General features: G+C 65.8%; 26 protein-coding genes. 11 read left to right on the top strand and 15 right to left on the bottom strand.

Annotation, left to right across the window (positions count from 1 at the left end; translation table 11 throughout):
* The first annotated feature begins 120 nt into the window (after positions 1 to 120).
* Complete coding sequence (locus ACN9MB_RS20070) at positions 121 to 738, top strand: GNAT family N-acetyltransferase (RefSeq protein WP_426270036.1); 618 nt, start codon at positions 121 to 123, stop codon at positions 736 to 738.
* 21 nt (positions 739 to 759) lie between these two features.
* Here ACN9MB_RS20070 and ACN9MB_RS20065 read toward each other — a convergent pair whose 3' ends face one another.
* The 3 genes from ACN9MB_RS20065 to rpsU form a co-directional block, all read right to left on the bottom strand.
* The gene (locus tag ACN9MB_RS20065; protein ID WP_204637792.1) at positions 760 to 930 is read right to left on the bottom strand and encodes a DUF1328 family protein; all 171 of its coding nucleotides are present in this window, start codon (positions 928 to 930) and stop codon (positions 760 to 762) included.
* Between the two features lie 183 nt (positions 931 to 1,113).
* A complete protein-coding gene (locus tag ACN9MB_RS20060; RefSeq protein WP_204637791.1) occupies positions 1,114 to 1,560 on the bottom strand; it encodes a GatB/YqeY domain-containing protein in 447 nt (148 codons plus the stop codon).
* A gap of 168 nt (positions 1,561 to 1,728) precedes the next feature.
* Positions 1,729 to 1,944, bottom strand: a complete 216-nt coding sequence (rpsU, locus tag ACN9MB_RS20055) for a 30S ribosomal protein S21 (protein ID WP_014404075.1) — start codon at positions 1,942 to 1,944, stop codon at positions 1,729 to 1,731.
* A 123-nt stretch (positions 1,945 to 2,067) separates the two neighbouring features.
* Here rpsU and tsaD point away from each other — a divergent pair, with 123 nt between their 5' ends.
* The 5 genes from tsaD (at position 2,068) to ACN9MB_RS20030 (ending at position 5,609) form a co-directional block, all read left to right on the top strand.
* Positions 2,068 to 3,093 carry a tRNA (adenosine(37)-N6)-threonylcarbamoyltransferase complex transferase subunit TsaD gene (tsaD, locus tag ACN9MB_RS20050; protein ID WP_426271954.1) on the top strand — a complete coding sequence of 342 codons (1,026 nt, stop codon included), beginning with the start codon at positions 2,068 to 2,070 and terminating at the stop codon, positions 3,091 to 3,093.
* Between the two features lie 52 nt (positions 3,094 to 3,145).
* Complete coding sequence (gene folB / locus ACN9MB_RS20045) at positions 3,146 to 3,505, top strand: dihydroneopterin aldolase (RefSeq protein ID WP_204637789.1); 360 nt, start codon at positions 3,146 to 3,148, stop codon at positions 3,503 to 3,505.
* 12 nt (positions 3,506 to 3,517) lie between these two features.
* The gene (folK, locus tag ACN9MB_RS20040) at positions 3,518 to 4,000 is read left to right on the top strand and encodes a 2-amino-4-hydroxy-6-hydroxymethyldihydropteridine diphosphokinase (RefSeq protein WP_426270035.1); all 483 of its coding nucleotides are present in this window, start codon (positions 3,518 to 3,520) and stop codon (positions 3,998 to 4,000) included.
* A gap of 326 nt (positions 4,001 to 4,326) precedes the next feature.
* Complete coding sequence (locus ACN9MB_RS20035) at positions 4,327 to 4,638, top strand: hypothetical protein (RefSeq protein WP_426270034.1); 312 nt, start codon at positions 4,327 to 4,329, stop codon at positions 4,636 to 4,638.
* 116 nt (positions 4,639 to 4,754) lie between these two features.
* Positions 4,755 to 5,609, top strand: coding sequence for a DUF6159 family protein (locus ACN9MB_RS20030; RefSeq protein WP_426270033.1), 855 nt, complete (start codon positions 4,755 to 4,757; stop codon positions 5,607 to 5,609).
* 54 nt (positions 5,610 to 5,663) lie between these two features.
* On the opposite strand, the gene ACN9MB_RS20025 is transcribed toward ACN9MB_RS20030, so the two are convergent.
* A complete protein-coding gene (locus tag ACN9MB_RS20025) occupies positions 5,664 to 6,410 on the bottom strand; it encodes a pteridine reductase (protein ID WP_426270032.1) in 747 nt (248 codons plus the stop codon).
* 58 nt (positions 6,411 to 6,468) lie between these two features.
* On the bottom strand, positions 6,469 to 7,110 hold the full coding sequence (locus ACN9MB_RS20020) for a hypothetical protein (protein WP_204637761.1): 642 nt from the start codon (positions 7,108 to 7,110) through the stop codon (positions 6,469 to 6,471).
* A gap of 211 nt (positions 7,111 to 7,321) precedes the next feature.
* On the opposite strand from ACN9MB_RS20020, the gene ACN9MB_RS20015 reads away from it, so the two are divergent.
* Positions 7,322 to 9,523, top strand: a complete 2,202-nt coding sequence (locus ACN9MB_RS20015; RefSeq protein WP_426270031.1) for a TonB-dependent receptor domain-containing protein — start codon at positions 7,322 to 7,324, stop codon at positions 9,521 to 9,523.
* 99 nt (positions 9,524 to 9,622) lie between these two features.
* Positions 9,623 to 10,816 (top strand): class I SAM-dependent methyltransferase, encoded by a 1,194-nt coding sequence (locus ACN9MB_RS20010; RefSeq protein ID WP_426270030.1) that lies wholly within the window; start codon positions 9,623 to 9,625, stop codon positions 10,814 to 10,816.
* Between the two features lie 63 nt (positions 10,817 to 10,879).
* Here the strand turns inward: ACN9MB_RS20010 and ACN9MB_RS20005 are convergent, their stop codons facing one another.
* The 4 genes from ACN9MB_RS20005 to ACN9MB_RS19990 all read right to left on the bottom strand — a co-directional run bounded on the left by ACN9MB_RS20005 (position 10,880) and on the right by ACN9MB_RS19990 (position 17,451).
* Positions 10,880 to 12,880: an LTA synthase family protein gene (locus tag ACN9MB_RS20005; RefSeq protein ID WP_426270029.1), complete on the bottom strand. Its 2,001-nt coding sequence runs from the start codon at positions 12,878 to 12,880 to the stop codon at positions 10,880 to 10,882.
* 166 nt (positions 12,881 to 13,046) lie between these two features.
* On the bottom strand, positions 13,047 to 14,276 hold the full coding sequence (locus ACN9MB_RS20000; protein ID WP_204637756.1) for a multifunctional CCA addition/repair protein: 1,230 nt from the start codon (positions 14,274 to 14,276) through the stop codon (positions 13,047 to 13,049).
* A 137-nt stretch (positions 14,277 to 14,413) separates the two neighbouring features.
* Entirely contained in the window at positions 14,414 to 15,352 is a 939-nt protein-coding gene (locus ACN9MB_RS19995) for a complex I NDUFA9 subunit family protein (protein ID WP_426271953.1), read from the bottom strand.
* A 20-nt stretch (positions 15,353 to 15,372) separates the two neighbouring features.
* A complete protein-coding gene (locus tag ACN9MB_RS19990; protein ID WP_426270028.1) occupies positions 15,373 to 17,451 on the bottom strand; it encodes a transglycosylase SLT domain-containing protein in 2,079 nt (692 codons plus the stop codon).
* 205 nt (positions 17,452 to 17,656) lie between these two features.
* Between ACN9MB_RS19990 and ACN9MB_RS19985 the strand changes: the two genes are divergently transcribed.
* Positions 17,657 to 19,279 (top strand): glycosyl hydrolase family 17 protein, encoded by a 1,623-nt coding sequence (locus ACN9MB_RS19985; RefSeq protein WP_426270027.1) that lies wholly within the window; start codon positions 17,657 to 17,659, stop codon positions 19,277 to 19,279.
* Here ACN9MB_RS19985 and ACN9MB_RS19980 read toward each other — a convergent pair.
* The 5 genes from ACN9MB_RS19980 to ACN9MB_RS19960 all read right to left on the bottom strand — a co-directional run bounded on the left by ACN9MB_RS19980 (position 19,178) and on the right by ACN9MB_RS19960 (position 23,311).
* Positions 19,178 to 19,627 (bottom strand): hypothetical protein, encoded by a 450-nt coding sequence (locus ACN9MB_RS19980; RefSeq protein WP_426270026.1) that lies wholly within the window; start codon positions 19,625 to 19,627, stop codon positions 19,178 to 19,180. The genes ACN9MB_RS19985 and ACN9MB_RS19980 overlap by 102 nt on opposite strands.
* Positions 19,624 to 20,433, bottom strand: a complete 810-nt coding sequence (locus tag ACN9MB_RS19975; protein WP_426270025.1) for an endonuclease/exonuclease/phosphatase family protein — start codon at positions 20,431 to 20,433, stop codon at positions 19,624 to 19,626. Before ACN9MB_RS19975 ends, ACN9MB_RS19980 begins: the two co-directional genes overlap by 4 nt.
* Before the next feature lie 337 nt (positions 20,434 to 20,770).
* Positions 20,771 to 21,427, bottom strand: coding sequence for a thiol:disulfide interchange protein DsbA/DsbL (locus tag ACN9MB_RS19970; RefSeq protein WP_204637751.1), 657 nt, complete (start codon positions 21,425 to 21,427; stop codon positions 20,771 to 20,773).
* Positions 21,428 to 21,598: 171 nt separating this feature from the next.
* Positions 21,599 to 22,462 carry a thiol:disulfide interchange protein DsbA/DsbL gene (locus tag ACN9MB_RS19965; protein ID WP_204637750.1) on the bottom strand — a complete coding sequence of 288 codons (864 nt, stop codon included), beginning with the start codon at positions 22,460 to 22,462 and terminating at the stop codon, positions 21,599 to 21,601.
* 69 nt (positions 22,463 to 22,531) lie between these two features.
* Positions 22,532 to 23,311 carry a c-type cytochrome gene (locus ACN9MB_RS19960; protein ID WP_204637749.1) on the bottom strand — a complete coding sequence of 260 codons (780 nt, stop codon included), beginning with the start codon at positions 23,309 to 23,311 and terminating at the stop codon, positions 22,532 to 22,534.
* A gap of 110 nt (positions 23,312 to 23,421) precedes the next feature.
* On the opposite strand from ACN9MB_RS19960, the gene yihA reads away from it, so the two are divergent.
* Positions 23,422 to 24,057 (top strand): ribosome biogenesis GTP-binding protein YihA/YsxC, encoded by a 636-nt coding sequence (yihA, locus tag ACN9MB_RS19955; RefSeq protein ID WP_426270024.1) that lies wholly within the window; start codon positions 23,422 to 23,424, stop codon positions 24,055 to 24,057.
* 184 nt (positions 24,058 to 24,241) lie between these two features.
* Here the strand turns inward: yihA and ACN9MB_RS19950 are convergent, their stop codons facing one another.
* Complete coding sequence (locus tag ACN9MB_RS19950) at positions 24,242 to 24,736, bottom strand: GAF domain-containing protein (protein ID WP_204637747.1); 495 nt, start codon at positions 24,734 to 24,736, stop codon at positions 24,242 to 24,244.
* Positions 24,737 to 24,864: 128 nt separating this feature from the next.
* On the opposite strand from ACN9MB_RS19950, the gene bioD reads away from it, so the two are divergent.
* Positions 24,865 to 25,536 carry a dethiobiotin synthase gene (gene bioD / locus ACN9MB_RS19945; RefSeq protein WP_204637746.1) on the top strand — a complete coding sequence of 224 codons (672 nt, stop codon included), beginning with the start codon at positions 24,865 to 24,867 and terminating at the stop codon, positions 25,534 to 25,536.
* Position 25,537: the final 1 nt, after the last annotated feature.

The following is a 25,537-nucleotide window of genomic DNA, read 5'->3' as shown; positions in this document are numbered from 1 at the left end:
GCCAGGGCCTGGTGCCCCACTAGCGCTTACATCAGGCTGCCCTATGCTGATACCCGGGGCGTGGCGAAGGCCGGGGGTGCTATGGGACATGTGCTGGGAATGGGCAGGGCGGGCTTGCAGGTGCGGTTTCGTCCGGCGGCGCCGGAAGATGCCGCCGTGGCCGTGCCGTTGATCTACAGCTCCGGTCCGGTGGCCTTCGACTATGTGTTCACCACCCGCGACGGCGGCGATGCGCGGGCTTTCCTGCAGCATTGCTTCGTCGACGGCGCCGGCGAATTCGGCTGGCGCAACCATTGGGTGGGCCAGGTCGAGGGCAAGGTGGTGGCGGTGGGCGCGGGTTTCGGCGCCGAAGCCAAATGGCGGTTCACGCTGGCGGCGGCCCGCCAGATCCTTCGTCACTATGGGTTGCGCCGCGGCCTGGGCGTCATCGCGCGCGGTCTGCGCGTGGAGTCGGTGATCCAGCCACCCCACGGCGACATGCATTACCTGGCCCATCTCGCCGTGCTGCCCGAACTGCGCGGGCACGGCGTGGGCCGCGCGCTCATCGATCAACTGGTGGGCATGGCCCGCGACGTGGGCCGCAGCCGCGTGGTGCTCGACGTCGCCGCCAGCAACCCCCGCGCCGAAGCCCTCTATCGCCGCGCCGGTTTCAAGGTCGTCGGCGAGCGCAAATCGCGACTCGCCAACGAACGCGGCCGGGTGCCCGACCACCGGCGCATGGAGCGCATCATCGACTGAGGCCCTCGAAGCGCCTGCTTGCTAGGCCATGTGGATGATGCCGAACACCGCCAGCAGGGCGAGCAGGAACAGGATGATGAAGATCGCGAACAGCACCTTGGCGATCGCACCGGTCACGCCCGATAGCGTGCCGAAGCCCAGCCAGCCGGTAACGATCGAAACGATGGCAAGAATGATGGCCCACTTAAGCATGTGTCGCTCCCATTGGAGAAGGGCACCGGAGGCTCCGGTGGCCGTGCCGTTGTAGGTTCCGATATGTGAAGGCCGTGCAGCGCCGTCGTGCAGACGATGCAGGTTCGGTGATGCTGCCGGCCTTCAGGCGATGGCCGGCAGCCCCTGCCAGCGTCTTGTGGCGCCGGCAGCAGTGGCGGGCGATCAGCCGGCCAGACGGCTCTTGATGCGGCTCGACACCACGCCCATGTCGGCGCGGCCGGCGGCCTTTTCCTTGACTGCCGCCACCACCTTGCCCATGTCGCGGGCCGAGCTGGCGCCGGTTTCGGCGATGGCCGCGGTGATCAGCGCATCGATTTCCTCGTCGCCCAGCTTGGCCGGCAGGTAGACCTCGATCACCTTCATCTCGGCCTTCTCGATGTCGGCCAAGTCCTGGCGACTCGCGGCCTCGAACTGGCTGATCGAATCCTTGCGCTGCTTGACCATCTTCTCCAGCACGGCCAGCGTCTGCACGTCGTCCAGCTCGATGCGCTCGTCCACTTCGCGCTGCTTGATCGCCGCCAGGATCAGCCGGATCACGCCCAGGCGATCCTTCTCGCCGCCACGCATGGCGGTCTTCATGTCGTCGGTGAGCTGTTGCTTCAGAGTCATGGGTCTTTTCCTCGGGAAACACAAAAGCCGGCGTTGCTTGAGGCAACGCCGGCTAGTGTAGGTCTACGAAGACAGCGGCAGCGGATTGAAACGCGCCAGCTGCCAAGCTACCTGTAACGACGCCAGAGGCGCCCGAACCACGGATCGTCCGCCAGGCGGACGGCGGGCTCAGTACAGGCGCGTGCGACGCGACGTGTCGCGCGAGAGGCGACGCAGGTGACGCTTCACCGCGGCAGCGCGCTTGCGCTTACGCTCCTGGGTCGGCTTCTCATAGAACTCGCGCTTGCGGGTTTCAGCCAGGACGCCGGCCTTTTCGCAGGTGCGCTTGAAGCGACGGAGGGCAAGCTCGAACGGCTCGTTCTCGCGGACTTTTACGCTGGGCATGGAGACTCCAAGTGTTAGACTGGCTCGCCTGAACGAGCCGTTTGAATACGGTGAGCCGCGAAGTATAACGTGGAAACGACAGCAATTTCAAAGCCCCAATCCAACCCCCCGGCAAACAAGCCGGTGCTGGGCATCGAGACCTCCTGTGACGAGACCGGTGTGGCCCTGTTGCGCTGGGAACCCGGCGCGCCTGGCAACGGCCTGCTTTCACATACTCTCTACAGCCAGATCAAGTTGCACGCCGAATACGGCGGGGTGGTACCCGAACTGGCCAGTCGCGACCATGTGCGAAAACTGCTGCCGCTGGTGCGCGAGGCGTTGACCCAGGCGGGCCTGACCACGGCCGACCTGGGAGGGGTAGCTTACACCGCTGGCCCCGGCCTCGTCGGCGCCCTGCTGGTGGGGGCTTCCGCGGCCCGGGCCATGGCCTGGGCCCTTGGCGTGCCGGCCATCGGCGTGCACCACATGGAAGGTCACCTGCTGGCCCCGCTGCTGGAGGAAAACCCGCCCGAGCCGCCGTTCGTGGCGCTGCTGGTGTCGGGTGGCCACTCCATGCTGGTGCAGGTGAAGGGCATCGGCGAATACAAGATCCTGGGCGATACGCTCGACGACGCCGCCGGCGAAGCCTTCGACAAGACCGCCAAGCTGATGGGCCTGCCTTATCCCGGAGGGCCGGCGCTGGCCAAGCTGGCGGAGCAGGGCACGCCAGGCGCGTTCCGCTTCTCCCGCCCGATGACCGACCGCCCCGGCCTCGATTTCAGCTTCTCGGGCCTGAAAACCCAGGTGCTGCTCGCCTGGCAGCAGTCGGACCAGAGCGACCAGACCCGCGCCGACATCGCGCGCGGGTTCGAGGAAGCGATCGTCGACACGATGATCATCAAGTGCCGTCGCGCCCTGCAGGCCAGCGGCGCGAAGCGTCTGGTGATTGCCGGTGGCGTGGGCGCCAACAAGCGCCTGCGCGCGGAACTGGCGGCGGCCGGTGAGAAGGACGGTTTCCAGACCTATTTCCCGCGCCTGGCCTTCTGCACCGACAACGGCGCCATGATCGCCCTGGCCGGCGCCATTCGCCTGGCGCATGGCCAGCACCAGGACGAAACGGTGCAGGTGTTTCCGCGCTGGGACCTGGAAACGCTGCCGCCGGCGATGTGACGGTGCTGCTTCCATGGGTGCGCTCTCCCAGAGAGATCGCTACCCTATTCCCATGGATATCGTTTTCATCGAAGACCTGCGCATCGATGCCGTGATCGGCATCTACGACTGGGAACGCCGCGTGCGGCAGACGCTGTCGTTCGACATCGAAATGGCGTTCGACAACACCGTGCCCGCCGCGAGCGACGACATTGCGCTCACGCTCAACTACAAGGACGTATCCAAGCGCCTGATCGACTACGTCGGCACCTCCAGCTTCGGCCTGGTGGAGACGCTGGCGGAGCAATGCGCAGCGATCATCCGGGAAGAATTCGGGGTGTCGTGGGTGCGGCTGAAACTCTCCAAGCCAGGCGCTGTTCGCGGCGCGAAGTCGGTCGGCGTGCGCATCGAACGCGGCATACGACCGCAGTGACGCGTTGAATCGATGGCACGTGCCTACCTGAGCCTGGGTTCCAACCTGGAACCCCTGCGTTATCTCCGCGCCGCGCTCGACGAGTTGCGCGCGCGCTTCGGCGCGCTCACCGTCTCTCCGGCTTATCGCAGCCGGTCGGTGGGCTTCGACGGCGCCGACTTCGTGAACCTGGCCGTGGGGCTGGACACGGATCTTTCGCCCGAAGCGCTCAACGCGTGGCTGCACGCGCTGGAAGATCGCCACGGTCGCCGCCGCGACGTGCCGCGCTATTCCGACCGCACGCTCGATGTGGACATCGTGTTGTACGACGACCTCGTGCTTCAGGGCGAAGGTCATCTGGAGCTTCCGCGCAAGGAGCTTCGCCATGCCTTCGTGCTCCGGCCGATCGCGGACATCGCGCCGCAACTGAAGCATCCGGTCACGGGAGAGACGATGGCTGCGCTGTGGTCGGCTTTTCCGGCGGATAGCGAGCCGCTGGTCGTCGAGCCGCTGTAAATCAGGCTGTTTTCGTTGGGGCATGCTGCGCTGATGTGCCGTTTCCCGCGAGCGATCGACGTCAGGTGCGCGCCATGAGGTGCCACCGCAAGTCGTCGCCTTCGAACAACGGACCGCTTTTCAGGTTTATCTGATTCCTCGCGGCGCCCTGCGCCAATTACCGTACGCATCGTCGCCTCGGGCGACATGTCAGTCCTGCGCGCAATCGCAGGGCGGTGCGGCGAAGGCCGCTCACGCGGCGACGTCGTCGGTGTCGTCACGCAAGATCCAAGCTGCTCATTTCGCTGCCGCGCCAGGCAGTGAAAACAGCGCCCATGGCAGGACGTATGGCGAACGAGATGAAGAATGCCACGGCGATTCGCTACGCGATTTGCCCGCATTGCCGCAGCGAAGCGCGGCACGGCGTACGCACCTGCCCGGGATGCGAAGCCGCGGTGAGCTATGGAACGCCGCTTGTCCTCGTCGTCGTGACGCTGCTCGCCACCGGCTGGCTGGGCTTCCACGCGCACTGGTTCTTCTACGACTCGTGGCTGGTGGCCTTGCTGCTTGCGGCCGTTGCGGCGGGCGGCGTGTTGGTGCTGCTGTATGAAGCGTTCGACGAGCGGGTCGTCTTCAGGAAGAAGCGTCGCCCCTGGTAGCGCCCGGGCCGTGCCTAGGCGCACGGCATGGTCACGAAAGCGCGCCCCAGCACTGTCCCCGGCCCTGCGGTAATGCTAGAAACCCAACCACCTAACATGGAATGGGGGAAGGGGATATGGCAGGTCGTTTTGCACGCAGTTGGAGCCTGATGAAGGCCAGCGCGGAAGTGTTGCGTTCGGACAAGTCGCTGTTGATGTTTCCGCTTGCTTCCAGCATCTGCTGCCTGTTGGTGGCGGCGAGTTTCCTGATCCCGATCATCGCCGCCATGGTGTCCGCCGGCCACGTGGTCGAGCACGGCCAACGCATAAGTGCGGGCGGTTACGTGTTGCTGTTCCTGTTCTACCTGGCCCAGTATTTCGTGATCATCTTCTTCAACACGGCACTGGCCGGTGCCGCGCTCGCCCGCCTGCGTGGCGAACCCGCCAGCTTCGGCGAAGGCATGGCGATTGCCCGCTCGCGCATCGCGAACATCTTCGGCTACGCCTTGATCGCTGCCACCGTGGGTCTGGTGTTGCGCGCACTGCAGGAACGCCTGGGCCTGATCGGCCGCCTGGTAGCCGGTTTCCTCGGCCTTGCCTGGACGGTCGCCACCTTCCTGGTCGTGCCGGTGCTGGCGAGCCAGGACGTGGGCCCGACCGAAGCCATTTCGCGCAGCGTCGAACTGCTCAAGCGCACCTGGGGCGAGAACATCATCGGCAACGCCGGCATCGGCGTGGTGTTCGGCCTGCTGATGTTCATCGCGATCGTGCTGGCGGCCTGCCTGATCGGCGGCGCATTCGCCACCCAGTCGATCACCGCCATCATCGCCGCCATCGTGATCGTCGTCGTCGGCCTGACCCTGCTCGGCCTGATCCAGGCCTCGCTGCAAGGCATCTACGCCGCCGCGCTGTATCGCTATGCCGAAGATGGCGAAGTGGGATACGGCTTCGACCAGGCAATGCTGGAGCAGGCGTTCAAGCCGAAGAAATAAGCCGCCGGAAGCGACATGCATCGAGAGAGGGGCGCTACGGCGCCCCTTTTTTAATCACACCGAAAGCGTACGCCCGCCATCCACGCGGATGATCTGTCCGGTCACGAACGGGGCATCGCGCAGCAGCCACAGCACGGCGCCGGCGACATCCTCCGGCGAGCCCGCGCGTTGCAGCGGGGTGCGGGCGAGCATGGCCTGCTGGTCGTCGTACGGCTTGCCGTCGCTCGGCCACATCACGGCGCCGGGGGCGACGCCGTTGACGCGTACGTCGGGGCCGAGATCCAGTGCGAGTGAGCGCGTCATCGCTTCCAGCGCGGCTTTGGCCATGCAGTAGATCGGATGATCGGCGAGCGGACGTTCCGCGTAGATATCCACCAGGTTGACGATGGCGCCACGTGCTTCGCGTAACGCAGGCGTCGCAGCCTGCGCCAGAAAGAACGGTGCTTGCGCATTGGAGGCGAAGAGTTCGTTCCACTGTGCCAGGGTCGCGCTGCCCACCGGTGTGGGATAGAACGCGGAGGCGTTGTTGACCAGGGCGTCGAGACGGCCGAAACGGGCGAGGACGCGCTGCACCATGCCCGGCAGCGCTTCCAGCTCGGCCAGCTCGGCTTGCAACACGAACGTGCTGTCGCTGCGCTGGCGTTCCAGCGAGGCGGCCAGCAATTCCGCGTCGGCGGCGGAGTGACGATGGTGCAGGGCCAGGTCATAGCCGGCCGCATGCAGGGTGCGGGCGATCACCGCGCCCACGCGTTTTCCGGCGCCGGTGATCAGCGCGACGGGACGCTCGTGACGTGCATTCATGCGTGGGCTCCTGCGTGACGCGGCCGAGCGGGGAGCTTGCCGTAAAGCACGCGTGGCGTCACGTCGGGGAGGCCGTGGTTTCGACGGGCGCTTCGTCGACGCTCTCGGTCGCGAACGGCGTGCTGAACATGGCGATGGCGGTACGCGCCACTTGTCCGGTGTCGTAGTAGGCGTAGCTGCCCACGCCGACCGCGCCCACCACCGGAATCCAGCGCGAGAGGCTGCTGCTGACGGCACGCTGGGTCACCTTGATGCCGATCGTCTTGGTCACGCGTTCGACCACGGCAAAGGTAACGCGGCGAAACAGCAGGCGATCGCCCACGCGCACCACCAGATCGCGGAAGGCTTGCGCGGCGGTGTGGCGGAACAGGCACCACAGCATCTGCTCGCGGCCCAGTTCCGAATGCTGGCCGTAGGCGGCGGCAATGTCGCTGACCATCTGCGCCTGGATCTTCCAGATCGCGATGACCTCCGGCAGCACGGTGAGCCAGCCCAACGGCCCCGGCGGGAGCGCCAGCGAGCCCGCGGTGAGGGCGGCGCGCTGCTGTGCCCGGGTGGCGAGGCGGCGGGCCTCCTTCTCGGGTTCGCGGGCGCCGGGCACCTGGCTGTCCGGAATCTGGCTCACGAAATCCAGGATGGCCTGGGTCACGCGGCCGTGGTCGGCGATGACGGCCGGAAGCTGATCGGAAGAGGGTGACATGGGCCGTGCTCGCTGAAGCGGCGGGTGCCGCGCGCCAGCCCAGTCTAGGCCGCCTGGGTGAAATCCCGCTGAGCCTGCAGCCCCGGTTGCGCCTGAACGCATGAACTTGTGGGGGCAGGCATGACTTTTGGGGCAGGCGCCGGGTAGGCTAGAATGGCAATGTTATAACGTATCGAAAATAACAACATCACTGCCCCCTCCCGGAAACCCGATGAAACGTACCTTGCTCGCCTTGAGTCTTGCCGTTGCCTTTGGCGCCGTTCCCACCGCCTTCGCCCAGACCAGTCCGACCCCGGATACCAGCAATGTCGCGCCCTCCGGCGCCACCGACGGCAACGATGCCGGCACCACCAGCGCCACCCGCAACCAGCCTGCTGGAAAGGTGAAGCAGTTGGGTGCCGTCGACGTGACCGCGGCGCTCGACCAGGCGCGCAATTCGCTGTCGCCGGACACCGGCAGCAGCCAGTACGTGATCGACCAGAAAGCGATCCAGCAGCTTCCGCTGGGCGATTCGACCCCGCTCAACCAGGTGATCCTGCAGGCGCCGGGCGTGGTGCAGGACTCTTACGGCGGCGTGCACGTGCGCGGCGACCACGCGAACCTGCAGTACCGCATCAACGGCGTGATCATCCCCGAGTCGATCTCCGGTTTCGGCCAGACGCTGGACGCGCGCACCATCCAGAGCGTGAAGCTGCTCGACGGCGCGCTCCCCGCGCAGTACGGCCTGCGTACGGCGGCGGTGGTGGACATCGACACCAAGAGTGGCCATGACCTGGGCAACGGCGGCAGCGTCGGCATCACCGGCGGCTCGTTCGGCACCTTGAACCCGAATGCCTCGCTGTGGGGCAGCAACGATCGCTGGAGTTGGTTCCTCACCGCCAACTACCTGGAGAACGATGTCGGCATCGAAAACCCGACCGCCAGCCGCACGCCGATCCACGACCACACCAACCAGGTGAAGGGTTTTGGCGACATCTCCTATCTGATCGACGACAACACGCGACTCAGCTTCATGTTCGGCGCGACCAACAATCGCTTCGAGATCCCCAACAACCCGAGCCAGACGCCGCAATTCGGTTATCTGGACACGGTGGATTTCAACTCCGCCGACCTCAACGAGCGGCAGCAGGAACAGACGCGTTTCGGCGTGCTGTCGTTGCAGGGCAAGTGGGGCAAGACCGATTACCAGGTGTCGCTGGGCCAGCGCTACACCCATGTGGGCTTCGATCCGGATGAGATCGGCGACCTGATGTTCAACGGCGTGGCGTCCACGATCAATCGCACCAACCGCGCCGATACGCTGCAGGCGGATTTCGCCACGCCGCTGGGCGAAAGCCACACGCTGCGTTACGGCATCTACGGCGAGTTCGAGCGCGGCAACACCACCAACAACTCGCTGACCTTCCCCGCCAATCCGGACGGTTCGCAGGCCAGCACCACCCCGATCGCGATCTATGACGCGACCAATCTGCTGGCGCGCACCTGGTCGGCCTATCTGCAGGACGAGTGGAGCATCGGCGACAAGTGGACGGTGAACTACGGCGTGCGCGGCGACCGCTATGAGCTGTTCCGCACGGAAAGCCAGCTGAGCCCGCGTTTTGGCGTGGTCTACCAGGCCACCGACAGCACGACGATCCATGCCGGCTATTCGCGTTACTTCACCCCGCCGGCGACGGAAGTGATCGACGACAGCAACATCGCCCGCTTCAACGGCACCACCAACCAGCTGCCCAGCGGCGGCAACAACCTGCCGTTGGCGGAGCGCTCCAATTACTACGACCTGGGCATCCAGCAGCAGTTCGGCTCCACTTTCACCGTGGGCCTCGATGCGTATTACCGCCAGGTGAGCCGCCTGCAGGACGAGGGCCAGTTCGGTGCGGCGCTGATCTACTCCAACTTCAATTACGACTTCGGTCGCATTCGCGGTCTGGAACTCACCGCCAACTACGACAACGGCCCGGTCACCGCCTACTTCAACGCGTCGTACAACCGTGCGATGGGCAAGCGCGTGATCACCGGCCAGTACAACTTCAGTCCGGACGACCTGGCCTACATCTACGACAACTACATCCATCTGGATCACGACCAGAAGCTCACCTCGTCGGGCGGCATCACCTATTCGTTCTCCAAGACCACGCGCATCGGCGCCGATTACCTCTTCGGCAGCGGCCTGCGCAAGGACGGCCTGGTGCCGAACGGCGAATCGCTGCCGTACTACTTCCAGCTCAACCTCAATGTGGGCCACGACTTCACCCTCGGCAGCCTTGGCCTGGTGAAGACGCAGCTGGCGCTGATCAACGCGCTCGATCGCACCTACGAGTTGCGTGACGGTACCGGCGTCGGCGTGGGTGCGCCGCAGTTCGGCCCGCGCCGTGGCGTGTACCTGAGTCTGCAGAAGGACTTCAGTTTCTAAGTCAGCTGGGCCGATGTCCCCGTCATAGCCAGTCTCCCCCTCACGAGGCTATGGCGGGGCATGGGTTAAACTTCGCGCGTTTCCCCGCAGGCAACGCGCATGTCTTCACGATTTCCCGATCCCGGCGCCGACGAGCGCGCCCACTCCGACCGACTGCTGACGCGGCTGCGCGAGGAAATCGCCGCGCACGGCCCCATGCCGTTTTCGCAGTACATGGAACGCTGCCTGTATGCGCCGGGCCTCGGCTACTACAGCGCCGGCAAGACCAAGTTCGGCGAAGCGGGCGACTTCATCACCGCGCCGGAACTGGGCGACCTGTTCGCGCGCTGCGTGGTGAATGCCGCCTATCCCGTGATCGAGATGCTCGGCGAATCGGCCGACTTCCTGGAGCTTGGCGGTGGCAGTGGCTCCTTTGCCGAGGCCGCGCTCAAGGCGTTCGCCGCGAATGGCAGCATCCCCCGTCGCTATTACATCCTCGAACCCAGTGCCGACCTGCGCGAACGCCAGCGCGACCGTCTCGCGGCGGCGCTACCGCCGGAGCTGTTCGCCCACGTGCTGTGGCTGGATCGCCCGCCCGAGCAGGACTGGCAAGGCGTGCTGTTCGCCAACGAAGTGATCGATGCGTTGCCGACCACGCGCTTCGTCATGCGCGAGGGCGAGATCTACGAAGAATACGTGGCGCTCGATGGCGAAGGGCGCCTGATGCGCGTGGATCGTCCCGCCGATGCGCTGGTGTCGGGCGCCGTGCGTCATGTCGAGCGCGATCTCGAAGCGGAATTTCCCGATGGCTATCGCTCGGAGATCCTTCCGCAGCTGCCGTACTGGATCCAGGCCATCGCCGGCTCGCTGACCGCCGGCGTCATGCTGTTCATCGACTACGGCCATGTGCGCCGCGAGTATTACCTGCCCGAACGCAACGATGGCACGCTGCGCGCCTATTACCGCCATCGCTCGCACAACGATCCGCTGTATTTTCCCGGCCTCAACGACCTGACTGCATCAGTCGATTTCACCGCGCTGGCCGAAGCCGGCAACAGCGCAGGTTTCGGCGTAGCCGGCTACATGCCGCAGGCTCAATTCCTCATCGGCAGCGGGCTGCAGGACGTTTTCGGTGCGTCCTACGAAGCCGCCGCGGACGAAACCACGCGCTACAACCTCGCCCAGCAAGTGAAGAAGCTGACGCTGCCGGAGCAGATGGGCGAGCGCTTCCAGGTCATGCTGTTCGCGCGTGGCATGGAGGTGCTGCCGTTGCCGGCAGACGTGCTGGAAGCGGATCAGGGCGATCGGCTCTGATTCGATAGCGGCCATATGGCTTGAATGAAAACGCCCGCGTCGACGACGCGGGCGTTGTTTCTTTTACTGGGCGCCGGCAGCGGATGCCGGAGCCGAATCCGGCGCGGGCGGCACCGGCTTGTCGTCATCCGGCCGCTTCACCATCTGTCCGTGCTTGAACAGGTTGGCGGCTGCCTGGTAGTAGGCGGTGGCGTCGTCGACCTGGCCCTGGTCGACCGGCGTGTTGGGTACAGCGTCGCCGTTGGCGAAGTTGGGCTTGAGCTGTTCGAGCTTGCGCTGCGGTTCGAGCACGGTGATCACGTCGCCGTGCAGGTAGCCGAGTTTCTCGTAGGTTGCCGGGAAGGCGCGTTCGCGGCCCGGTTCGAGCTGGAAGATATCGGCACCGAAGAAGCGGCTGCGGTAGCTGAAATTCAGCAGGCCCATCACGGTGGGGATGATGTCGATCTGCGCCATCTGCCGCGACACGCGCTGCGGCGGGATGTACTTGGGCGAGTAGATCCACAGCGGGATGTGATAGCGGTTGATCGGCACGCTGCTTCGGCCCGCGCTGGAGGCGCAGTGGTCCGCGGTGATCACGAACACCGTGTCGTCGAAGTAGGGCTTGGCTCTGGCGCGCTTGATGAAGTCGGCGATGGACCAGTCGGTATAGGCCACCGCCGCCTCGCGCGTACCGTTCTTCTGCGGCACGCGATTGGCCGGCACGGTGAACGGGCGATGGTTGGAGGTGGTCATGATGTGCAGGAAGAACGGCTTGCCCTGCGCCTGCGCCTCGTCCATCTGCTTGAGCGCCAGCGTGTAGAGATCTTCGTCCGCCACGCCCCACACGTTTTCGTGGTGGATGGTTTCGCCCTTGCCGATGTCGTTGCGGTCCACCGCGCGATAGCCGTTGTGCGCGAAGAAGTAGTTCATGTTGTCGAAGTAGCCGTAGCCACCGTAGACGAAGTCGGACTGGTAGCCGCGCGCATTGAATACGTTGGCGGCGGAGAACAGGTTCTCGTTGTTGTGCGCCTTCACGATGGAATCGCCCGGCGTGGGCGGCACCGACAGCGACAACGCTTCCAGGCCGCGCACCGTGCGCGTGCCGTTGGCGTAGAGGTTGTCGAAGAACATGCTCTGGTCGATCAGCGCATCGAGGTTGGGCGTGATGTTGCCGCGCTTGCTGCTGAACTCCGAGAGGAAGTCGGCTGAGAGGCTCTCCACGCTGATCAGCACCACGTTGAGGTGCTTTTCGGGGCCGGCGTGGCGGATCTCGCGCGTCAGATCGTGCGGGTCGTCGCTGAGGTAGGTAGCCTCGGGTGTCTTCACCAGCTCGCGCACGCGCTTGAACGCCACGTCATCGGGCAGGGTGCGGTAGAAGCGCGAGTAGTCCAGATGGCTGCTGCGGAAGGCGGCGAAGAATTCGAACACGCCGTTGCCGGAGAGCTCGTTCACATAGGCATTGTCGGTGCGGTCCTTGTAGGTGCCCTTGACGCCTACGGCCGCTACCACCGTGATCAGCAGCCACACCAGCACGACCTTGCCGCGCTGGAGAAAGGTGCTACCGCTGTCGCGTGCCTGCAGGCCGCCGCGGCTCAGCCAGACGACCACCAGCGTGGCGATGGCGAGCAGGCTGATCCAGGTGCCGAGCGGATACGACTCGCGGATGTTACCGATCACTTCGGTGGTGTAGACGAGGTAATCCACCGCGATGAAATTGAAGCGCGTGCCGAATTCACCCCAGAACACCAGCTCCGACGCCGCCACGAACAGTAGCCCGAACAACGTCGCCGCGCCCGCGATATAGAGCACCCATTGCCCCGCGCGTGACGCATACAGCCGCCGCGGCGCGAGCCACAGATACAGCAGCAAGAGCCAGGCGAGGAAGACGAAGGTGATCAGGTCGTAGGCCAGGCCGACGCCGAACGCATAGGCCCAGTACAGCGGATTGTGCGGGACGCCGCCGCCGGCCATGAAGAGCAGCACGATGCGGGTGAGTGCGCCGATCAGCACATAGCTGATGGCCAGCCACCACAGCGGGCGAAACCGCTGGCGCAGCGGTGAAGTCGGTTGGTAGGCAGTCGGCACGGAAGACTCCGGAAAAGCTGGAAACGAATGCCTGGCCGCAGATAGGGCGGGCTGGAGGGCGTCTGCGTTTATACACGGACCCACCCAGTCGCACCAAACGGACAGATTTCTAGCCGGTTACCTTACTTTGGATAGGCTTTCATTTGGCTTTGCCGGCTCGCCGCATTCAGGCGGCGGAGGGCCGCAACGCCGCGATGGCCGCCACCCGCGCCGCGGTCATGGCTTCGCCAATGGCCGGACCCTGCAGCCCCTGCGCCACGAACGACTCGGAACGGACCGCCGCGGCCGCAGTGCAGGCACGCTGGAGATAGGCCGCCTGAGGGTAGGCGTCGTCCTGATGGCCCAGGCGGCCGCGCTTGTCCGCCTCGCAGGCGGCGAGGAACAGCGACAGCCGTTCAGGGCGGCGCAACGCATCCAGCGAAGTGAGCAGGCGCAGCACCGTCGAGGGCTTCAGTTCGAAGGCGCGGTGCACGTTGAGATGCTCGCGGCATACCAGCTCGGCCAGCGCGGCGTGTTCGGTGGGCACCCTCAGGCGCGCGACGAGCTGCCGCAGCGGGGCAACCCCAGCGTGCTCGTGGCCAAGATGACGCGGCAGCACGTCGGCAGGCGTAAGCGCCTTGCCCAGGTCGTGGGTGAGTGCGCAGAAGCCCACCACGTCATTGCCGGGGGCGATGCGCGCGGCCATGTCGAGCACCATTTCGATGTGCACGCCGGTATCGACTTCCGGATGGAATTCCGCGCGCTGCGGCACGCCATACAGCGCATCCACTTCCGGAAACAGCACGGCGAGCGCGCCCGATTCGCGCAGCACGCGCAGGAACGCCGAAGGCTGCGCTTCGCCCAGCGCCTTGCGCGTTTCCTGCCACACGCGTTCGGGCACCAGGTGATCGACCTCGCCATCGCGCACCATCTGCTGCATCAGTGCCATGGTTTCCGGCGCGACGGTGAAGCCCAGCGGTGCGAAACGCGCGGCGAAACGCGCCACGCGCAGCAGGCGCACGGGATCTTCCAGGAAGGCGGGCGATACATGCCGCAGCAGGCGTTGTTGCAGATCCCGCGCACCGTTGAACGGATCGACCAGTTGGCCGTCCTCGGCCTCGGCCATCGCGTTGATGGTGAGATCGCGCCGCGCCAGATCCTGTTCCAGGGTCACCGACGGATCGGCGTGAAAGGCGAAGCCGTGATAGCCGTGTCCGGTCTTGCGCTCGGTGCGTGCGAGTGCGTATTCCTCGTTGGTCCTGGGATGCAGGAAGACCGGGAAATCCTTGCCGACCGGGCGATAGCCTTGTTCGAGCATGTCCTCGGGGCGCGCGCCCACCACGACGTGATCGTGATCGGTCACCGGGCGTGAGAGCAGTTTGTCGCGGACGGCGCCGCCGACGAGGTAGATGCGCATGCGCTGATCTTGCCTGAAGAGCCGAAGGTTTGTGTGGGAGCGCACTTGTGCGCGACGGCCTTGCCGTGACGCCGGGCCGTCGCGCACAAGTGCGCTCCCTCAAGGGGACGGCCAGTACCGTCCCGCATAGACGCCAGTCAGCGTCCGGACGAGCGCGCGTGATCCAGTCGCCGTTGGCGGGGAAGCACGTTCAACAGCACCGGCAGCCATGCGGCCAGCGGTTGCGGCGTGATCTCGAGCGCTGCGTAGCCATCCGACTTGCCCACCGAATCGGTGCGCAGCGAATGGAAGTTGTCCAGAGAGAAGGGCTTGCCCGGCAGCAACTGGGCCACCTGTGCCTGCAGGCGGCCGAGGCTGTCAGGCAGCGGGAGGATGGGTGTGCGCACGCCCATGGTGTCGCGGATCAGCTGCACGATCTCGCCCAGCGTGAACACATCGGGGCCGTACAGCTCGAAGCTGCGATCGATGCCGAGCTTGTCGTCGCCGATGCAACGCGCCATCGCTTCGACCACGTCGCCGACCCAGGTCGGCGCCATCCGCGACGAAGCGCGCGCCAGCGGCAGTGCCGGCATTTGCTGCAGCAGGCCGGCGAAACGCTGCACCATGCCGCCATCCGCGCCGAACATCACGCTGGGCTGGTAGATGGTCCAGTCCAGCGAGGAATTGCGCACCGCCGCTTCCGCTTCGCCCTTGGTCTTGAGGTATTGCGACAGGCCCTGGCCCGCTTTCAGCGCGCTCATGTGATGCAGGCGCGACACGTTCGCCGCCTGGCAGGCGCCGAGCACGCGCTGGGTCAGTTCCACATGCGCATGGTGAAAGGTCTGATTGCCGAAGGCGTTGAGGATGCCGACCAGGTTGATCACCGCGTCCGCGCCTTCGAACTGGCGGCGCAGCGCGTTGGCGTCATACACGTCCACGCTGTGGATACGCACGCCGGGCAGCACACCCAGTGCGCGCCGCTGCTCGCGATTGCGCGAGAGCAGCAGGATGCGATGGCCGTCTTTGGCCAGTCGCGGCAACAGGTGCGATCCGACGAAACCGCTGCCGCCGAGCACGACCAATTGTTTGGCTTTCAATGTCACTGGCTGATTCCGCCTCAATGTGTGCCGCTGCTGCTCGCTGCAGCGGGGGGTGCCATGCTGCTGGCGGGCGCAGCCGAACCGGCTTCTGCGGGTGCGGGTGGTGCCACCGCCGGACAGGTCACCAGCTTACGCTCACTGCGGCTGTCCGGCAGGGTGTAGGTCTGGCCAATGGGCGTGAGTCGCTGCGACAGCGTCACGGCATTGCCGTGCTGGCGCCAGTCGTAGATCACCGCGAAGGACATCACGCGCGCCACGTACTCGCGCGTTTCCTTGTACGGGATGGTGGCGACGAACAGGTCCGGCGGCAGTGAGCCGCGCGCCTGCAGCCACTGGTCCACCTTGCCCGGACCGGCGTTGTAGGCCGCGCTGGCAAGCCACGGCGCACCGTTGAAGCGGGCCGCCATCTGCGCGAGATAGCGCGTACCCAGGATGATGTTGATCACGGGATCGTAGAGCGAGTCGCCGCCGGTCCAGGTGACGCCGTTGCGCTTGGCCACCAGTACCGCCGTCGACGGAAGAAGCTGCATCAGGCCGCGTGCATCGGCGCCTGAGCGCGCATCGGCCATCCAGGCGCTTTCCGCGCGAAGAATGGCGTACGCCCACGACGGATCGATGCCAGCCTGCTCCGCCTGCGGCACCAGCCCGTCCTGGCTGGCCAGCGGGAAGCGCTGCTCGTAGTAGCGCAGCGCATCGCCGGTGTTGAAGGTGAAGACCGCGCGGTCGTACCAGCCCCGGCGATAGGCCAGATCCACCGCGAGCTTCAGTGTTTCCGCATCGGCGCCGTCGAGCGCCTGGGTCCATTCGCGCCGGGCCTGCTTCGGCAGGCCTACGGCGTAGAGTTCGAACGAGCGCAGCAGGCCCTGGTTGGCGAGCAGGGCGCGCTCGCGTTGCGGGTTGCCTTTGAGCTCGATCGGACAGATGCCATACGGCGCGTTGATGCGATCGGCGGCGAGGAAACCGAAGAAGGTGGGCTCGGCCGCCAGGCTGGTGAGCGTGTGCTGCGCCTCGGCCTCGCGGTGGGTGGCGGCCAATGCGCGGGCGCGGAACCAGCGCCATTCGCCATCCTGCTGCTGCGTGGCCGGCATCGCATCGATGGCCGCGAGCACGGCAGTCCAGTCCTGCTGGGCGAGTGCGGCGCGCACGCGCCATTCGCGGCTGGTATCCGTCTGCACCGAGGCGGGCAGGGCGATCAGACGCGACAGCGCGTCGGCGTCGTAATCGGTGGCATGGAACAGTGCGAGCGCATACATCACCCGATTGCGCTGCTCGGGCGTGAAGGCGAAGCGGTCCTGCAGTTTCTGCCAGGCAATGTCGGCCGTGACCGATTGGCGACGCGCAAGACGCTCCAGCGCCAGCGTGGCAGCCTGCCGGTTGCGCGGCGAATCGGGCCATTGATTGGCGGCCACCACGGCAGCACCCGGATCGCTCAGGGCCGAAGCGATGCGCTGTGCGGATTGCGCCTGTTCGGCCGGCAGCCAACCCGCGATCGCGTTGATGGTGCCCGGCTGCACGGCATCGGCGGCGCGGTCGATGCGATCCCACAGGCGCGCTTCGGTGAGCAGCCCTTGATCGTGCGCTGCGCTCAATACCGGATCGCAGGCGCTGGGCAGCTTGGATTTGCTCCACAGCGCGGAGAGATCGCGGTCGAAATCGAGCTGCGCACCCTTGCTCAACTGCGCCTGCAGCGCGTTGCAGGCCAGCGCATCGCCGAGGCCCGGCTGATACATGGCGAGAAAATTGTCCCAGTCCTGCCGGCGTGCGAGTTCGGTGAGGAAGTCGCGACGCAAGTCGCTGGCGGGGATGAGGGCGGGATAACGCTTGAGATAATCCTCGACCTGCGGACGCTGGATCTGGCGGATGTCGTGGGTGAGCGAGGCCGCTTCCAGATACGGATAGAGCGGATAGTCCTGCAGACCGCTGGCCGCCGAGCGCCAGCCGTCGCCGCCCTGCTGGGCCGCGGCGTAGGCTTGCTTGAACGCGGTGCGTTGCGCTTCGCTGGGCTCGGCGGCGGAAGCCGCGCCGATCAGCCACAGGGCGGCCACCAGGGTGAGCAGGCGGCGGGCGACTCGCCGCGGTGCTGCGTGCAGGGACATGACTACTCCTTGTGCCAAGACTCGCGCGATGAAGGTCGCAGCCCCGCCGGGGGCGGCGCGCAGCGCGTGACACGCAAGCATGGCCACCCCCCGCTGAGCGTGACGTGAAACCCGGGGGCGGTTCTGGACGGACATGGCGAAGTCCTGGCGCCTGTTAGAATCCGCCACCCACGAGGCGCCGCGTCCGGCGCATACCAGGAAGTGCATGTCGCCCCCGTCCTCGCCGTCCTCCCGTGTTGCACCGCTGGCATGGCTGATCCTCGTGGTGGCCGTGGTGGCCGGCGCGGTCTGGTGGTGGCAGATCGGACGTCCGGTGGCGCTGCCCGACGCACCGTCGGCGCGCATTGCGTGTGTTTCCTATGCGCCGTTCCGCAAACCGGGCGAAACGCCGCTCGATCCGCAAGCGTTCGTCAGTCCCGAGCGCATCGACGCCGATTTGAAGGCCTTGTCCGAACGCTTCGATTGCGTGCGCACCTATTCGCAGGGTTTCGGCTTGAACGCCGTGCCGGAAATCGCCCAGAAATACGGCATGAAGGTGCTGATGGGCATCTGGCTCGGCCGTGACCTGAAGCTCAACGAGCGCGAAGTGACGATGGGCATCGCCACCGCCAAGGCGCATCCGGAGGTGATCCGCGGTGTGATCGTGGGCAACGAGGTGCTGTTGCGCGGCGAACAGTCGCCACAAGCGCTGACGGCGTACATCACACGCGTGCGCGATGCGCTGCACGACACGCACGTGCCGGTGACCTATGCCGACGTGTGGGAATTCTGGCTGCGCTATCCGCAGATGGCCGACTCGGTCGACTACCTCACCATCCACATCCTGCCGTACTGGGAAGACGAACCGGTGCCGCCGCAGGATGCGATCCGTCACGTGGCCGACGTCTATGCACAGATGAAAGCGCGCTTCGCCGGCCGTGAGGTGATGATCGGCGAAACCGGCTGGCCGAGCGAAGGTCGTCCGCGCCGGCAGGCCAGCGCGAGCCTGGTCAACGAGGCTCGTTATCTGCGCGAATTCCTGGTCTACGCCGGCAGCGTGGACATGCCGTACAACGTGATCGAAGCCTTCGACCAGCCGTGGAAACGCGATCAGGAAGGCACGGTCGGCGGCTACTGGGGCATCTTCGACGTGGATGCGCGGCCCAAATTCGGCATGCAGGGTCCGGTGGTCGAAGAACCGAACTGGATCGTCGGCTGGTACGCGGGCGCGGCCGGCGCTGCGCTGTTTCTGCTGGCCGGCCTCTGGCGTCGTGAGCTGGGCAATGCACGCAGTCGCATCGCGCTCGTGCTGGCGGGCTTTGCTGCAGCCATGTCGATCGCGTGGCAGGGTCGACGCATGATCTACGACTGCCGCAACGCGATGGAGTGGGTGTTCACCGGCCTGCTCTGCGTATTGTCGTTGCTCACCGCGATTTATCTGGCCCGGCGCATCGCCGCTCGGCTGGCAGGCACCGCGCCGATCCAGCTGCCGGATCGCCGCTGGCGTTTTGGATGGATGTTTGGCCTGGCCTTCTACGGCCTGTTGCTGGTGTTCGACGGACGCTACCGCGATTTCCCGCTCGGCCTGTTCTGGCCGCCTGCCGTGGGCTTCTTCATTGCAGCGCTGATGGAATCGGCGGGCTACTGCGTGGTGCCGATCATCGAGGAACGCTTCATGGCCTGCCTGCTGCCGCTGCTGGCCGCCGTGGTGGTGGCGCAGGAGATCGGGCTCAATCCGACGACCTGGTTATGGCTGGCTGTGAATCTGGCCAGCGCCGGTGCGGTGATGATCGAGTGGCGTCGCGCCGGACGATTGCAGACGCACCAGCCGCAGGCAACCCACCAGTAGCGCTAGCGCGCCGGGCGCAAAGCAGTACAGCACGACGGCGACCATGCCGGTTGCCGCGGAAAACCGCGCGGTCGCCGGCTTCTTCCAGAACAACGCCAGCACGGTGGCCAGCAAGGCCACCCAGCCGTAGATGCCCATCTGATAGCTGTAGCTGGCGCTGAGCTTCAGGGGCGCCAGCACGAAGCCCATCACCACGGCGTGCCGCATATCGCAGGTGAGCGAGCTGCCGGTCTCGCACAGGTGAGCCACCTGGGGCGATTCCACCAGGCCATAGCGCAGCGCATAGGCGCACACGCCGATCGCGATCAGCGTCAACCAGGGCAGGGTCAGGCGTAAAACTCGGTTCATCGGCGCATCCGGTGCGGGCGTGGAGCGATATGGCTGGGCAGGCGAATCTCGGCCGCTATCGGTAAATGGTCGGAGAACGCCTGCGGCAACGCCCATACTTTATCGAGCTGGATTTTCTCGGAGGTGAGAATGTGATCCAGCGCCCGACGCGGCTTCCAGCTGGGAAAGGTGGGCGTCGATTGATCCGGCGGCACCAGGCTGGACTTGGCGAACAGATGTTTCATTTCCGGACTGCGCACTTCGGTGTTGAGATCGCCCATCAGCACCGCGTGCGGAAAGTCCTGCAACACCTCGGCGATGAAGCCCAACTGCCTCGCACGCGCAGGTGCGCTGAGCGAGAGGTGGGCGATCATCACCGCCAACGCCTCGTCGCCTTCGCCGAAACGGGCCAGCAACGCGCCACGGCCGGGGATGCGGCTGGGCAGCGGGTAATCGAGCACGCTGCTCGGTTCCAGCCGGCTGATCAGGCCATTGGAGGAGTGCGCGAGCCGCGCCATCGGGCGATTCGGCTGATGGCTCCAGAACGGCATGCCCGCCGCTTCGGCGAGATAGCGCGTCTGGTTGAGAAAGCCCGAGCGCAGGCTGCCGGCATCGGCTTCCTGCAGGCCGATCACGTCGAACTGAGGCAGCACTTCGGCGAGCCGGTCGAGATTGTCGAGCTTGCTGCGGCCGGGCAGCACGGCGTTGATGCTGCGGGTGACGTATTCGCTGTAGCGCTGCACGCTGGCGCCCGCCAGGATGTTGCAGCTCAGCAGACGCAAACGGCGTTCAGGGGCTCGGGCGGGAGTCGGGTCGGCGCGATTCATCGGGCGGGGAGAGTAGTGGGGAGCCTGTTCAATATCGCTGCATGGTCCGCGTTGAGCCAGTGTGAGTGCCAGGACTGGCACTCACACTGGCTCAACCCTTCGGGCCGAGTCTGTTTGCCCGCAGGCCGGCGTCATCACTCAGTCGTGTATCGACATACACTCCTTCGTTCTTCCTTGACCTGCGGGCAAACAGCTCTCGGCGCGGGCCATGCTGCGATACTGAACAGGCTCCGAGGGTGATCGCCGCCATCGCGGCGGCGATCAGACTGAAGTCAGACCCTCAGGATGCCCGGTCGGTTGTGAACGCGGGGCAAGTTCCCCGCGGCCACGATGGGGCTTATTTGGCGCCAGCCAGCTCGCGCTTGGCCAGCCACTGGGTGACGGCGGACAGTTCGGCCAGGGTCTTCACGTTGGCAGAGCGGTACTTGCCGTCGACCACGATGGTCGGGGTGCCGTCGACCTGCCATTGCTTCACCAGCTCCGAATCCTTGCGGATCTGCTGGGTCACTTCGTCGGAGCTGGCGATGCGCATGAACTCATCGCGCTTCACGCCGTGCATGGCGTAGAAATCGGCCAGCTCATCCAGGTTGGAGATCGGATAGTGCTCGTCGAACTTGGCGTGAAACAGTTCCAGGTGGGTCTGATCCAGCACGCCCAGTTTCTTGGCGGCGTAGTAGGCGCGGGCAAACGGCAGCCACTCGTCGCTGAAGACGGCCGGCAACAGCTTGAACGTCACACCGGCAGGCAGCTGCTTGCGCATCTGCTCGGCGATGGGCGCGAAATGCGCGCAATGGATGCAGCCATAGGAAAACACCTCGACCACTTCGACCTTGCCCTCATTGCTGAGGCGATGGGCCGGTGCCGGCAGCGACACGTACTCGGCGCCGTCGGTGTACGGCGCGACGTCGCTCGAGCCGGTGGCGGTGCACGCGGTGGCCAGCAGCAGGCCGGCGATCAGGCTGAGCGCGCGCAGCGGAGCAAAACGCTTGAACATTGAGGAGATCTCTTCGAAGGGCGTGATGGTGGTCGAGAGTGAATCCGCCCGCTGCGCGGGCTGTAAAGGGTAAATGGTAAAGGGAAAAAGAAAGGTCTTGCAGCTCACAGCTAGCCGCTCTTCCCATTAACCCTTTACAGCCCGCGCAGCGGGCGACTTGACTCTTTACCTCTACTTGCCCGCCGCTTCCTTGGACACCAGCCACTTGGCGAGTTCCACTGCCTGGTCGTAACCGCCGGCCGAACGCGCGGTGAAACGGTACTTGCCGTCGACCACCAGCGTCGGCGTCTCTTCCACGCCGTAGGCCTTGAGCATTTCGTCGGCGCGCTTGACCTTGGTGTTGATGGCGAAGGAGTTGGCCACCGCCGCGAATTCCTTCGGATCGGCGCCGAACTTCGCATACACCTTGGCAGCGTCGTCGATGGTGGGCAGTGCCGAGGCGGGCTTCAGGCCCGCGCCCTGCATGGCGCTGAGTTCCTGCGACTTCCACACGGCGTCGTACATCGCGTCGTTGGCCTGATCAGCCACGCCGAGCGCCTGCGCGGTGAGGAACGCGCGCTGCAGCATCGGCCAGTTTTCCTGCGGCATGAACGAGGCCGGCAGATACGCCACGACGGCGTTGGACGGCAGTTCCTGCACCAGCTTGTTCATGGTCGGATGGAACTGGTTGCACGCCGGGCAGCCGTACGAAAACACTTCGGTCACTTCGATCTTGTCGGTGTTGCTGACCTTGGCCTGCGCCGGCTCGATGCGGAAGTAGTGCTTGCCTTCCACCCACTTGCCGTCGTCGACGAACGGCGTGGCCGGTGCGGCAGGAGCGGCCGGTGCTGCCTGTGCGGTGGTGCTGGCGGCCGCCGGCGCGGCGGTGCTGGCTGCTGCCGGCGCGGTGGTGGCTGCGGGTGCCGGCGGCGTGGCCGGTGCCGTGGCGGCAGGAGCCGGCGTGGGCTGCGGCGCCTGGCTGGCGTTGTCGTTGTTGTTGCTGCACGCGGCGAGCGCGAGCAGGGCGATACACAGGAACGACAGACGCTTCAGCATGGTGATCCTCGAATACATTGCTTGGCTTGGAACGGACACGCCGGCCAACGGCCGGCGTGTCTTAGGCGTTTACTTGGCGGCGGAAGGGCCTGCGCCTTCGGCGGCGTGCAGGCCTTCTACGTAGCTGGCGACCGCGGCGATGTCCTTTTCGTCCAGCTTCTTGGCGATGCCTGGCATGATCTGCGCGTGGGCGTCGTCACCCCACACCGTGCCGTCGTGCCAGGCCTTCAGGGTGGCTTCGATGTACTGCGCATGCTGACTGGTGAGCTGCGGATACCGCGCGCCCGGATTGCCGCGGCCATCGATGCTGTGGCACGCCATGCAGGCCGGCACACCCTTGCTGGTGTCGCCCTGGCGATAGAGCTGCTCGCCGCGCTCCACCAGGGCCTGGTCGGCCACGCCCGGAAGCGAGGTCTTGCTGGCGAAATAGGCGCCGATGTCATGCATGTCCTGTTCGGACAGCGGCGAGGCCATGCCGAGCATGATCGGGTTCTGGCGCTTGCCCGACTTGAAGCTCTCCAGCGAGTGGACGATGTACGCCTCGCTCTGGCCGGCAAGCTTGGGGTACTGCGGGTCGGTGGAATTGCCATCCACACCGTGACAGGCGCCGCAGGCGGCAGCCTTGCCCTGGCCGGCGGTGGCGTCGCCCGGCTTCACGGCCGCGGTGGCCTCGCCTGGCTTGGCCGCCGCTTCGGCAGCGGCAGGTGCCGCAGCGGGCGCAGCCGCCGTCGCCGCGGGGGCGGGATTCTTCGCTTCCTGTGCCAGGATTGCTCCGGAAGACAGCGCAAACACGAGGACTACGGCATAACGAACAACAGCGGGCCGAAAACCTGCAGGCCGAAAACTCATACACTTGTCTCCCGAAAAACTGCTATGGCTGCACGGTCCGCGCTGGCCAGCACGTCCGCAACTGGCAGAAACTACCGGATTATCTCTGCGCCACCTTAGCCGGTCAAACCATGCCAAATCCATTGCAAGGCGCCCAGTTCGTACTGGCTGCCCACCGAATTTCACAGCTTCCGGCCGATACCGGCGCGGAGGTGGCGTTTGCTGGCCGCTCCAATGCCGGCAAGTCGAGCGCGCTCAATACCTTGACCGCGCATCGCGGCCTGGCGCGCACCTCCAAGACGCCCGGACGAACGCAGCAAATGGTGGCCTTTTCGCTGCCCACGCTGATCCAGGAGGAAGGCCAGGCGGCCCAGCCGGCGCGGCTCATCGACCTGCCGGGCTATGGCTACGCCAAGGTGCCCGAGGCGTTGCGCGAGCACTGGAAGCAGGAAATCGATGCCTATCTGCATCAACGCCGCAGCCTGCGCGGGGTCGTGCTGATCACCGATATTCGCCATCCGCTCAAGGACTTCGACCGGATGATGCTGGAGTTCTGCTTCGCCACCCACCTGCCTTGCCACGTCTTGCTGACCAAGGCGGACAAATTGTCGCGGAGCCAGGCGGCCCAGTCGCTGGCGGCCTTGCGCAAGGAATTGACGGCCAGCGAAACGCAGGCCACGGCGCAGATTTTTTCCTCGCAGACGCCCACCGGCGTGGAGGAAGCGCGCGACATGGTGATGACGTTGCTCAATACGCCGCGGCAGTAAGCGCCGGTTCGAGTCCCGTTCTTTTCGCTCGTCATTCCGGCGCAGGCCGGAATCCAGTGGCCTCAGGGGAAGGCTGTCGCCCGATCATGGCCTGCGTTGGGTGCAGCGCGAAGACCCTATGCATCGCTACTGGATTCCGGCGTGCGCCGGAATGACGGTGGGGAGCGTGGATCTTTCGACCAGCTCAATCCTTATCCACGGCCGCCATGAAAATCGCGCACAGCGCTTCCATGCCGGCGCGGTCTTCCTCGTCGAAGCGGGCGATGGACGGGCTGTCCACGTCCCACACGCCAAACAGGCTGCCGTCGGCGCGCACCAGCGGCACCACGATTTCCGATTGCGACGCCGCATCGCAGGCGATGTGGCCGTCGAACGCATTCACGTCGCGCACCACCTGCGTCTCGCGCGTCTGCGCGGCCGTGCCGCACACGCCGCGGCCCAGCGCGATGCGGATGCACGCCGGCTTGCCCTGGAACGGACCCACCACCAGCTCGGTACCGTCGTACAGATAGAAGCCGGACCAGTTGAAATCGGGCAGGCTGTGATAGACCAGTGCGGCGAAGTTGGCCGCGTTGGCGATCACATTGGGCTCGCCTTCCAGCAGCCCGCGAGCCTGGTTGCACAGGTCTTCGTAGTGTTCGCGCTTGCTGGCGTAGGCCTGCGTCTTCACTTCATACATGGGATCGAATCCTCTCGAGTCCGCTGCTCGCCCGAGGGCGGCGAGCGGGCGACCGCAAAGGCCGTATTATGCGCCTGCGACGTGTCATCGGCGCGGCAGCGCCGGGCACCACCATCAGGGGATCGCTCATGTCGACATTCTTCATTGCAGGCACCGATACCGGTGTCGGTAAAACCCATGCCACCTGCACGCTGTTGCACTTGCTGCGGGGGCGCGGCAATCAGGTCTGCGGCATGAAACCCGTGGCCAGCGGCTGCATGGAAACGCCCCAGGGCCTGCGCAACGACGATGCGCTCGCGCTGCAGGCGGCCAGCAGCTCGCCGATGCCGTACGAATGGATCAATCCGGTGGCGCTGCGCGAACCGCTGTCGCCCCATCTGGCGGCGGCGCACGAGGGCGTGGAGATTCGCCTAGCCCCGCTTTACGAAGCGTTCGAGCGACTGCGCGGCATGCACGACGACGTGCTGGTGGAAGGCGTCGGCGGCTGGCTGGTGCCGTTGTCGCGCAGCCTGCTCGCTTCGGATATCGCGCGGCAATGGCAGCTGCCGGTGATCCTGGTGGTGGGCCTGCGGCTGGGCTGCATCAACCACGCGCTGCTGTCCGCCCGCGCCATCGCCACAGACGGTTGCCGCCTGGTGGGCTGGATCGGCAACCGCATCGATCCGGCCATGGATGCAGTCGAGGAGAACATCGAAACCCTGCGCCACCAGCTGCCTGCGCCGTGCCTGGGCATTCTTCCGCACGGCGTGCCGCCGCAGGATGCCGCGGCTCACCTGGATCTCACCCTGGTCTTGGAATGAC

Source organism: Dyella kyungheensis (assembly GCF_049913195.1).
Taxonomy (GTDB): domain Bacteria; phylum Pseudomonadota; class Gammaproteobacteria; order Xanthomonadales; family Rhodanobacteraceae; genus Dyella; species Dyella kyungheensis.
This window is presented reverse-complemented; position numbering and strand designations above follow the sequence as displayed.